Source organism: Coleofasciculus sp. F4-SAH-05 (assembly GCF_040222985.1).
GTDB classification, from domain to species: Bacteria; Cyanobacteriota; Cyanobacteriia; order Cyanobacteriales; family Coleofasciculaceae; genus Coleofasciculus; species Coleofasciculus chthonoplastes.
Genome location: NZ_JAVKBY010000138.1, coordinates 1 through 10,601, shown reverse-complemented (window position 1 = coordinate 10,601; position 10,601 = coordinate 1). Strand labels below are relative to the sequence as shown.

Annotated in this window: 8 protein-coding genes, 1 tRNA gene and 1 pseudogene; 3 read left to right on the top strand and 7 right to left on the bottom strand. The window is 46.8% G+C overall.

What is annotated here, in order from left to right:
- Window positions 1-440: 440 nt before the first annotated feature.
- Window positions 441-1,526 carry a recombinase RecA gene (gene recA / locus RIG27_RS16715; protein ID WP_446346491.1) on the top strand — a complete coding sequence of 362 codons (1,086 nt, stop codon included), beginning with the start codon at window positions 441-443 and terminating at the stop codon, window positions 1,524-1,526.
- 191 nt (window positions 1,527-1,717) lie between these two features.
- On the opposite strand, the gene RIG27_RS16710 is transcribed toward recA, so the two are convergent.
- On the bottom strand, window positions 1,718-2,470 hold the full coding sequence (locus tag RIG27_RS16710) for an FHA domain-containing protein (protein WP_446346958.1): 753 nt from the start codon (window positions 2,468-2,470) through the stop codon (window positions 1,718-1,720).
- A gap of 176 nt (window positions 2,471-2,646) precedes the next feature.
- Window positions 2,647-2,946, bottom strand: a complete 300-nt coding sequence (locus tag RIG27_RS16705) for a DUF3493 domain-containing protein (protein ID WP_446346956.1) — start codon at window positions 2,944-2,946, stop codon at window positions 2,647-2,649.
- A gap of 185 nt (window positions 2,947-3,131) precedes the next feature.
- Between RIG27_RS16705 and RIG27_RS16700 the strand changes: the two genes are divergently transcribed.
- Window positions 3,132-3,203: transfer RNA gene (locus RIG27_RS16700), tRNA-Thr, on the top strand.
- Window positions 3,204-3,490: 287 nt separating this feature from the next.
- Here the strand turns inward: RIG27_RS16700 and stpA are convergent.
- From stpA to hisA, 5 genes and pseudogenes are all read right to left on the bottom strand, one after another.
- A complete protein-coding gene (gene stpA / locus RIG27_RS16695; RefSeq protein WP_446346954.1) occupies window positions 3,491-4,792 on the bottom strand; it encodes a glucosylglycerol 3-phosphatase in 1,302 nt (433 codons plus the stop codon).
- Between the two features lie 205 nt (window positions 4,793-4,997).
- Entirely contained in the window at window positions 4,998-6,311 is a 1,314-nt protein-coding gene (locus RIG27_RS16690) for a homoserine dehydrogenase (RefSeq protein ID WP_446346952.1), read from the bottom strand.
- 127 nt (window positions 6,312-6,438) lie between these two features.
- Window positions 6,439-7,950, bottom strand: coding sequence for an ATP-dependent DNA helicase (locus RIG27_RS16685; protein ID WP_446346950.1), 1,512 nt, complete (start codon window positions 7,948-7,950; stop codon window positions 6,439-6,441).
- A gap of 1,272 nt (window positions 7,951-9,222) precedes the next feature.
- Window positions 9,223-9,363: pseudogene (locus tag RIG27_RS16680) on the bottom strand (MerR family DNA-binding transcriptional regulator); the annotation flags it as partial.
- A gap of 279 nt (window positions 9,364-9,642) precedes the next feature.
- The gene (gene hisA / locus RIG27_RS16675; protein ID WP_446346960.1) at window positions 9,643-10,416 is read right to left on the bottom strand and encodes a 1-(5-phosphoribosyl)-5-[(5-phosphoribosylamino)methylideneamino]imidazole-4-carboxamide isomerase; all 774 of its coding nucleotides are present in this window, start codon (window positions 10,414-10,416) and stop codon (window positions 9,643-9,645) included.
- A 9-nt stretch (window positions 10,417-10,425) separates the two neighbouring features.
- Here hisA and RIG27_RS16670 point away from each other — a divergent pair, with 9 nt between their 5' ends.
- On the top strand, window positions 10,426-10,593 hold the full coding sequence (locus RIG27_RS16670; protein WP_446346948.1) for a hypothetical protein: 168 nt from the start codon (window positions 10,426-10,428) through the stop codon (window positions 10,591-10,593).
- Window positions 10,594-10,601 lie beyond the last annotated feature (8 nt).

Sequence of the window (10,601 nt, the reverse complement as noted above, 5' to 3'; positions counted from 1 at the left end):
GGGCGGGTTTTGCAGCCAAGCTAGGGATAACAATCAATATTAGTCCCTAAACCCGCCCCTACAGACGATCCATGGCTCGTCTGGAACATGGCTTCCCCTGCTTCCCCTGCTCCCCCTGCACCTCCGCACCCCTACCCCTTGAAATCCTCGAACTTGTCGATTGACCCAACAATGCTATAGTAGTACCTGTGTTCTATATTGGGGGAGGGGAAATGCGGTCAAATATTTCTCTCCAGCCCAAGACTTGGGATCAAAACACAGTAATAGTTCGGCAAGATTATGGCGTTGATGAACGATGTCTTAGCATTGACAAATTAGCATTTCCGTGATTTATTCCCAAAAATCAGATACCCTTAATTTCGCAGGCAGTCGGCGTTAAAATAGAGCCAACTTTCTGCACTAATTCTCAGTCCATTTCAATAACAGTTCTTGAGGCATCCATGGCTACCCAAATCACCAACAGTCCCGAAAAGGAAAAAGCCCTGAACTTGGTACTCAACCAGATTGAGCGTACCTTTGGCAAAGGTTCGATTATGCGCTTGGGAGATGCCACCCGTATGAAGGTGGAAACCATCTCCAGTGGTGCAATTACTCTAGATTTAGCCTTGGGTGGTGGCTTGCCCAGAGGACGGATTATCGAGATTTACGGACCAGAAAGTTCTGGAAAGACAACCCTCGCCTTGCACGCCGTCGCAGAAGTGCAGAAGAGCGGTGGAGTAGCCGCATTTGTCGATGCGGAACATGCTCTCGACCCCACCTACTCATCAGCGTTAGGGGTTGACATTGCGAACCTTTTAGTATCTCAACCGGATAGTGGTGAATCCGCTCTGGAAATCGTCGATCAACTTGTGCGATCGGCGGCTGTGGATATTGTCGTAATTGACTCGGTAGCCGCCTTGGTGCCTCGTGCAGAAATTGAAGGTGAAATGGGCGATACCCAAGTGGGATTGCAGGCGCGTCTGATGAGTAAGGCGTTACGCAAAATTGCTGGGAATATTGGCAAATCAGGCTGCACCGTCATTTTCCTCAATCAGTTGCGACAAAAAATTGGTATCACCTACGGCTCTCCAGAAGTCACAACAGGCGGTAATGCTCTTAAGTTCTATTGTTCAGTTCGCTTAGATATTCGCCGGATTCAAACGCTCAAGAAAGCCAGCGAAGGGGACTATGGAATTCGAGCGAAGGTCAAGGTAGCAAAAAATAAAGTTGCGCCACCCTTCCGAATTGCTGAGTTTGACATTATCTTTGGACAAGGGATTTCCCGGTTAGGATGTCTGGTTGACTTGGCTGAACAAACAGGAGTGATTAACCGCAAGGGAGCTTGGTATAGCTACAACGGCGATAATATTGCCCAAGGTCGTGACAATAGTGTCAGGTATATTGAAGAGAATCCTGAAATTGCCGCGACTATTGAACAAAAAGTGCGCGAACAGCTTGATATGGGAGCTATGGTGTCAGCGAATTCCATCAATCCAGATGAGAACGAGGAGCAAGAGGAAGAACAAGAAAATTTTGAGGAAGATTAAGCTGAATCCCTCAAAACCTTGATAAAGGGTGCGTTACGCTACCCTGCGGGAACGCTTCGCGAACGCTAACGCACGATGGCGGACTGACACAGCTAAAATTGTCGGATAGATTTTGGCGATTTTCTGGGCGCACGCCGTGCGCCCCTACAATTCTAATCCACCAATTAAGCTGTGCCACGCCACTACTTAGTTTACGGATTGGGAATTTGCCGACTGAAAAATCGGTCTAAAATTTCTGCGCGTTGATGGGAATTTAATTTAGGTAAGGCGGGTTCTCCAGATAATTCTTCTAACTTTGATAGTTCTTGCAAAAATTTTGATGTCCCTTTGTGATAGTCCCCTTCAGAGACTTTGACTTTTGCAGGTAACTCCAAATCTTGATCTGGAGCTTTTCGTTTTGAGGATGGGGAAGCTTCTACAGAGGAAGACGCTTTGGAGGCTTTCAGTTTCGCGATAATTTCTGGAGAGGCGGGGTTGAGCTTTTGGGTGTCGTTGCAGAGGAAAAAGTAAAATGCAAGGGTGCTGAGTCGAATGCAATCGCCATCCTTAAGCGATATATGCCCGTGGACAGGTTCACCGTTGACATAGGTGCCATTTGTGCTTTTAAAATCTACAAGGTAATATCCTTTGTTTGATAGATAATAAATCGCCGCATGATGACGGGATAAGTGGGGATCGGGAATCGATATCGCTAATTGGCGATCGCGACCAATCGTCCAAATTCCCTGCGGCTGAAACAGGGTTTGGGTTTTTCCCTCTACCAGATTGGTCATCAGACAAGGTCGCTGACTTTGAATGATACCTGTGACAAAGCGAATTGTTCGACTCGAGAACGTTTTATGCCCCGTTTTTTCAAGCTGGAGGATTTCATCGAGTAGACCCCGATGATACTCGTAGAGCTTCAGGAAAACCTGGTATAGACCCAATCGTTGTTCGATTTCCATAAAACGAGCCGACAATTCCTAAACAACCTAATACCCATTGATGGGAACTTTAACATTTGGATTGGTCTATAGTTTCGGATGAACTCTACAGCGTTAGAAATTTTACCTGGAGATTAAAAGAGGTAGGTTGGCTGTTACCTAATTCAGATATCTATCGAGTTCAAGCCAATCTTAACCTATGGCTTACGCTCTGCCCGTTGTTCTAGGCGAAATAGCCAAATCATTAAGGCGACGATGCCAACTTGTAGCGCCAGATTGGGAAATGCTGTCGCCACTTCTCGACCTGCAATTAACTGTGCCAGGAAAACGAGTCCGCCAATAAAGCCAGAGGCGGCAAATGCCACATAGATAAATTTTCTCAGTCCTCGGTAGGGCGCTTTGGCTTCAGCTTTCAGTCGAGCGTATTTTTCCGGACTCATCTGTCGCGATTTGGGCTTTGACTGGGGCTGGCGATTGTTTGGGGTTGAATGGGTCATGAGTTTCGTTGATCATACCTCTTTTAATGGTGACATGACTATCCCCAGCTTGGACAGTGAATTGTGCCAAACCTTGCTGTAATATAAAAAAGGTATCTTTGGAGTGATTGGCTCACAGGGTTCATGCCATAGAAGAAAAAAGATGCCGTTACTTGCGCTAAAGCTTGCTATAGTAGTCAAGTGATGCCGGTGTAGCTCAGTGGTAGAGCATTCGATTCGTAATCGAACGGTCAGCGGTTCAAATCCGCTCATCGGCTTCAACCAGGAGTTAACCAAAATCCGATACAAGGGGGTTACGTGCGCTTGCTATGGTAGCTATTGGGGTAAAACTGGGGTAAGGTCAAACTCTGGGTCATCGTCTGCCTTTTGGCGAAAAGCGCGATCGCATCTCGTATTGATTGATTAGGAAGAACTGTGGTAGAGACCGTCCATGTTTGGTCTCTACCACATGATGCGTCCTAACCGCTATGGCGGTTGCTATAAATAAGGGCGCACGTCTATACGCCCCTACTGTCTTAATGTTGGGGTTGGTAGCTTGCTTATCCTATCGGTGATCACTCGCTTCTCTTTCTCGCGCCACCTTTTGAAAAAATTGACTGTACTGTTGATGACCTTTGTGAAAAACAAAGTTTAAGGTTAAAGGCTCATCAACATCACGAACATCACCAGGACCTTCGAGTACAACAATTTCATCGCCAGAGGTTTCATGCTGACCAATTTTCACCGACTTGCGATTTTTGACTTCACCTTGGCTACTATCGATATAGACGATAATATTGCCCGTATCTAACTCCCGACCAATATTTTGAATCAGTTGTAAAAAGTTGCGGTCGCTCCCGCCTCGGCGAACCATTAATCGTCCCTGTATGTCTTCCACAGAGCTATTTACTGTATCTCCGACACCAATCATCAGTGGCATATCTTTTGGGTCAAAATTCTCTTTAACTAATGCCAATAATTCCTCTAATGTTTTTGGCGCTTGTCGCACATTAAACTCTTCCCCCAATGGATAGGAACCCGTCCGTTGAAAATAATAACGATTTAAAATCCCTAACACACCTGCTTCTTTAATCGCTCCTTGCAGCATAAATTGAAAATCAGTGGTTCCCGAATCCTGCCCTTGAGCTGGGCGCAATAGTTCCTGTCCATTTAAATCTCTGCCTAAGTTAGGAGCATAATGAACAAAAAACGAATCGCTTAATCCTCTAATTTTTGCCTCTTGTAACAGTTCTTGCATCAGATTTTGCATATCTTTTTGCAAGTCCATATAAATTTGAGGATATTCGCGTAGTTGGTCGTAAAACGTATTTAGATTCGCACTAGGGGACGCCTTATTTTCTAAAACAGACGCCTGAATACAGTCCTCCAAGTTTTCAATTTCTGCGGCTGTACTCCTTTGCTCAAAAAAGCGGCGTAACCGGAGTTTAATTATCTGGGGAACTTCGGCTAAAAACTCTAATTCGGCTTCACTCACACCAGGATGAGATACATTCCCTTGGCGGTCTTGCCATTGCACACCACCACCTGCTAAACCGGGGAGATACAAGCCTTTTGCCTTTACCTCAGCCGGATTACCAAAGGCGCGTTCAATAATACCATTAACTCCTCGTTCTCCAATATGTTCTCCATTCGTCAGGACATAAAAATGACCCTCAAACGCCTGCGTCGCTTTGACATAGTTTCGGTCAATCACTCGTGTTAATGGGTCTTTAACCAGTCCCATGCAGACGCCATCTAAATCTTGGATAATTAGGATATTTTCTACCTGGGTCAAGACATCGACAAGGACTTCCGTCTTTAAGGATAGAGTATGCTCATGGGGAAGAAGTTGAGGAGAAGCACTCATTGATAAATCGCTGATGACAAACAGTTCATATTCTACCGTTCAGGGTTGATGATTCCTAGTTCATGGCTGAGTGTTCTCACATTAAGCGGAGGGCGACCCGACCTAATGGAATGGACGGGTGTTGTGAATTAGACCAAGCGGGTCGCCCCTACAGTCTCTATGACACACTATACATTCAGGTTAGCTATAGGTAGGGTTTGCTGCACTACAGCACTCTCAAAACACTGGGAATACTATCAACCGCTTCTAACGCCTGAATTTCGGCTAAGGCTTTGCGGAAGTTTCCTTCCCGAACATCATGGGTGACAACCACAATTTCAGCTAACTCGTTCTGGAAGCCAATTTGTACGACTGACTCTAAACTCACCCCATGATTACCAAAGCTAATCCCCAGATGACCAATCACACTGGGTCTATCTTTAGTCATAATCCGGGCATAAAATCGAGTGACTAATTCTGAAATCGGGGCAATGCTGCAATAGTGTTGATGTACACAACTTAATAAGGGATGCAGGTGATGGGTTTCTCCCGCCGTTTTCAATACAGCCGCAATATTTAAAATATCCGATACCACCGCACTTGCCGTGGGACCTGAACCAGCACCGGGACCGAAGAACATCACTTGTCCCAAGGGTTCTCCTTCCACCAAAATCGCGTTGTACACGCCATTAATACTCGCCAGGGGATGGGCTTGGGGAACCAGAGTTGGGTGAACCCGAATCTGTAGCATGTCGGATTCGGGTTCACTGGTGGCAACCCTCGCCTCTCGCTTGGCTACCGCCAGGAGTTTGATCACAAAGCCTAAGTTTTTGGCGTAGGCGATATCGGCGGCGCTGACTTGGCGAATCCCTTCACAGTGAACGTCTTCTAACTTAATCCGTCCGGCAAAGGCTAAGGAAGCGAGGATGGCAATTTTATCAGCCGCGTCTAACCCTTCCACATCGGCGGTGGGATCAGCTTCGGCATAGCCTAATTTTTGGGCATCTGCCAGAATATCGGCAAATTCTCCGCCCTCGCTTTCCATGCGGGTGAGAATATAATTGGTTGTCCCGTTGACGATACCGGTAATGCTGTGAATTTGATTGACCCCTAAGGACTGTTTCAGGGGTTGAATCACCGGGATACCGCCGCCCACCGCCGCTTCCAGGAGAACATAGACGCCTTTCTCTTCGGCGGCTGTGAAGATTTCTGCCCCATAGCGGGCGATAACGGCTTTATTGGCGGTGACAATATGCTTACCGTGGGCAATGGCGTTGAGGATTAGCGATCGCGCGGGTTCTAATCCACCGAGTAATTCAACAATAATATCAATCTCTGGGTCAGTGACAATTGACTCCAAGTCCGTCGTCATCACCTCAGGCGGCACTTTCACGGATCGGGGTTTATCTAGCGATCGCACGCCGACTCGATGAATGTCAATCGCTTGCAGCAGGGGATTTCGACCCGTGGGGTCTTGTAAAATTTTTGCTGTTCCCGTACCAACTGTTCCCAGTCCCAATAAACCGATTTTAAAAGCCACAGCTATTATCCTAAAATTTTAAGCATTACAGAAAAGGGGTCATCTTTTCAAGACATAATGTGAATCCTTGATCGAATTCGGCGCGAAGATCCCAACTCTAACCGTTGAGGGTTACTTGAGAAGGATGTCATTCAAACCAACCTTCATCCACATAATTAATTTGGGCAAAGGGACTCAACGCCGACAACACTTGAGTGCCGTAACTGCGATGGTTAACCCGATTGTCTAATAAGGCAACAATCCCTTGAGAGTCTCGCACTGGTGCAACTGCCCGTTGTAATTCTCGCAACGCCGCAGGTAATAGATATAAGCGAAACCAGTCTAACCGTCGCTGTTTGTAGTACGCCACTTGACCTGCCACCCAAGGGTATTCTAGGGAGGGTAGGGGTAAGGTGGCAATAATTAACAGTTGGGGAGAGGGTAAAAACTGTTGCTGAGAGCGCCAGAATTCCCAACCGCAAACTAGAATACCATTTTCCTCTAGCTGGGTCTTTTCCACCTGGACTCGCGACCCAAATTCAGCGGCTAAAACTGCCCCTAACTGAGTTTTCAGAGGGACATCTCCGACTAAGATGACAATAGGTGTTTTCACCTGATGACTTGCCCCTAAAAGGGTTCGCACTTGTTGAAACAAGGCATTTCGGAAGCGGGGCGTATTCGGCATCGGTAGCCTGTCGGGTAAATAAAGCTGAATCAGTTTACTATGACGGTCAGGGGAAAATTTTAAACAGGTTAACTCTCCTAAACCCAGTTGTTGACGGTAAACGTCCGCCGACGCCTCCAAATCTAGCGCCCCGCCAATTAAGACTACCGGTTGTTCTGACCAGATACGGCTGAGGGATGTTGCTACTTCTGTGGGTTCACAATACAGGGAAAACTGACCTTGCGATCGCTGAATCGCTGCCCAGGTAAACTGATTGGATGATTGCCAGCATCGCCAAAACTGTTTCCAGGCGGGTGGTAGATAGGCAGACTCCCCACCATTTGCCGATTGTAAGATCTCAAACAACTCCTGGATAACAGCTTGTTCGCGGCATTCTATCAGATAGCAATCATAAGGATTGGCTGGACGCTCAAATAAGCGTTTGGTTAGCCGCACCCGCCGATCCCGAATCCAATCTGACTTTTGCGGATGGGCTAACATCAGGTCATGCCAATGTTGAGGCTGAATCGTACTCTTGAGTTGATCGCGCACCCAGTAGTCTAAATCGTCCGCTTGGTCAATCAGGGTGGGAATACCTTGAGGAAACGCCCTTTTTTGCCCTAAACGATCTGCCAACCATGCTTCGGGAGTGGTAATTAGCAGTCCTTGAAAATCCTCATCTGGGAATGTGTCACCAACGTGAATCGCCTTATTTGTACCCATCCATTCTTGCAAGCTGGGAATTTCGACCTGTAGCAGCCACGTTTGGACTAACACAGGCGCAACAATAATCACGGGTTCCTGCCAGATTAAAGCAGGTGCCAAGTAACTCAGACGATAGGGTTCTTGGGGACTTCCCGTTTGAATTAATGCAGAACGCCCCAAGCGCAAAGCCCGCGCGACCAGCCGCGCCATGGTTAAATGGTGGGGCCAGTTGGGTTGACCTTGCTCTCGCAGAAAGGCACGTAGAGAGGAATGGACTTCGACTTCAATCACGTTAATCTCGTGGAAAGAACGTTCCCAGAACTATTATTGTAATAAATAATGTGTTAATCTATAAAATTAGTCTAGCACAGGCGAAAGTCGTGAGTATCGCCAATCGATTTATCGATGATTATCACGTAAAGTGATGCTAGTGCATGAGGCGCGAGAAACCTCTTAAAAACGCTCTTAAAAACGCATGGACTTAAACGAGTGCCGATACCAGAAAAGTGCTGCAATGCACAAGTCGGTAACAACATCAACCAAAATAGCCTCAGTGCGTCCCTTGGGCTGAGATTGAATATTGACCTTGATTTGGCTAAAGCCGTCTAGATTCCCATCCTTGTCAGCCATTGCCCAACCAATGCAGTTGGGATTAAGATCTACACCGATGGCTCCCCAAGAAACGGGGGCGGTTATCCTAGGAGCGGGTTCAACATCAAAGGTAATATGGATTTCCCACTCAGTCAGATTTTTCTGAATGAATCGATAGGTTAAGGCTTGTCGGTTGTACCAAGCTGTTGCCAGCAAGGAAGTCCCATGTTTGGGTAATCGAATCGGAAATTGGATGTATGTACCATATCGCTTCTCTAGGCCATAAGGAACTCGAATATGAAGTTCCTTCCCAATTAGATCCAATTGGCAAATTTGATTCCCGTAAGATTCATCTTTTGAACCAATCATCTCCACGGTATACTTGTTGCCCAGATTTACGTGTACAGGAGAGGTTTTGATCTGGGCGATCTTCTGCCTTAACTTATGAGCATACCGCTTCTTTTGATGAAGCTTAACTTTGGCAAACTGGTACAGGGTTAAATGATGAGCGCACCGCATCGGGCAAGCGTCTGGATACTTGGGCTTGAGGGACTTTGAGACCTTCTTCTTTTTCCCTCGATTTACCTGCTCTACGGCTTGCAGATAATAGGAGTGCGCGTTAATCTTTTTTTCGAGTTTCTCTATAACTTCCGTTGTGTGCTTGAGTTTGCCTTGCAGCAATTTTATATGATTACTACGGCATTCAATGGCCGACTTAACTGCGCCTTCAACATAGGCGATAATGCTGTTCGCCTGTCGTTTGTTGATGTCATGATTTTTCTGTAGTTGAGTATTAATCTTTGACTTACTAGGAGGCTTTTGCTCTAATAGTAGCTTCAAGGACTCAATCTTGGCATCATAGCCGACAGTCGCCGCGTCATTCAAAAACGCAACCGCCCAACGGTTGGTTGTTGTAGTGACATAAGTGCGGGATTCGGCTTGGGTCATGACCGGATAAAAATCAAAGTCAATCAAATCGTCGATATCATAACGGCGATGTCCTCCCTCTGTCCGCACTGACTGAATTTTTCCTTCTTTCTCCCATCGCCTCAAGGTGTCTATTGACACCCCCTTGACGGCGGCGGCTTCCCCTATCGACAAGAATCGACCCATAGATTTTTAAGCCAAAAATTCTGGGTCGATTATAGGTAAATCTAGGTATTTTGGCTACTGCTGTCAGCCCTAGTAACCGCCACCTTGATCCTGAGTTCCCTGTTTCCTTTAACTAATGAGGAGTTTGAGAGCTACCTGTAGGGGCACTCTGATTATCGTGCCCTTACCCTAAATGGCGTGTGTACTTATATGTGTCTAGATAACTGGCGTAGGGGAGCAATGCCCAATCGTGAGGTTGGGAACCTGACGATGTAATCTTTGATTCATCGTCGGAGGATGTCACGCCAGTGAAGATGATCCCAAGTCGGGGGGAATATCCTGAAGACGCCCTTGTCCCACGGCTTGAATGGCTTCTTTGAGGGACACATCACCCGTATACAGGGCGCGACCCACGATCGCACCAATCACGCCTAAGGGTTCCAACGCCAGTAAACTTAATAAGTCTGTAATCGAACTGACACCCCCAGAAGCAATTACTGGAATTGAAACATGGCTGGCTAATTCTCGCAAGGCGTCGCGGTTGGGTCCGGTGAGTGTACCATCCCGGTGAATGTCTGTATAAATTATTGCCGATACACCCAAATTCGCCATTTGCTGTGCCAATTGAGTCGCGGTAATTGCTGAGGTTTCCAACCATCCCCGTGTAGCTACCTGTCCATTTCGCGCATCAATCCCCACAATAATGCGATCGGGAAATTCAGAACACAGGTGTTGAACTAAGGGATGATCTTCAACCGCCGCTGTTCCCAGAATCGCATACTGAACCCCAAGAGAAAGCAGTTGACTAACCCCTTCCTTGTCGCGCAATCCGCCCCCAACTTCTACGGGAACCGATACCGCTTGGACAATGGCTTCGATGGTCTTAGTATTAACAGGGTGTCCTGCTTTCGCCCCATCTAAATCTACCAGATGTAACCGACTCGCCCCTTGGTCAACCCATTGTTTCGCCACCTCAACTGGGTTTTCACTATAAACTTGCGATCGCTCATAGTCGCCTTGGTATAACCGTACACAGCGACCTTCAAGTAAATCAATAGCTGGAATAACGTTCATATTCGTCATTTGTCATTCGTCATTTGTCATTTGTCATTTGTCATTTGTCATTTGTCATTCGTCATTTGTCATTTGTCATTCGTAGAAAAACAGGGCATCAAAACCATGTCCTTGAACGCCGCGAAGGATGAGTCGGGGAGGGCGCGAGTTACATCTGGATGTAACCCAAAACGATAATAGTGAAA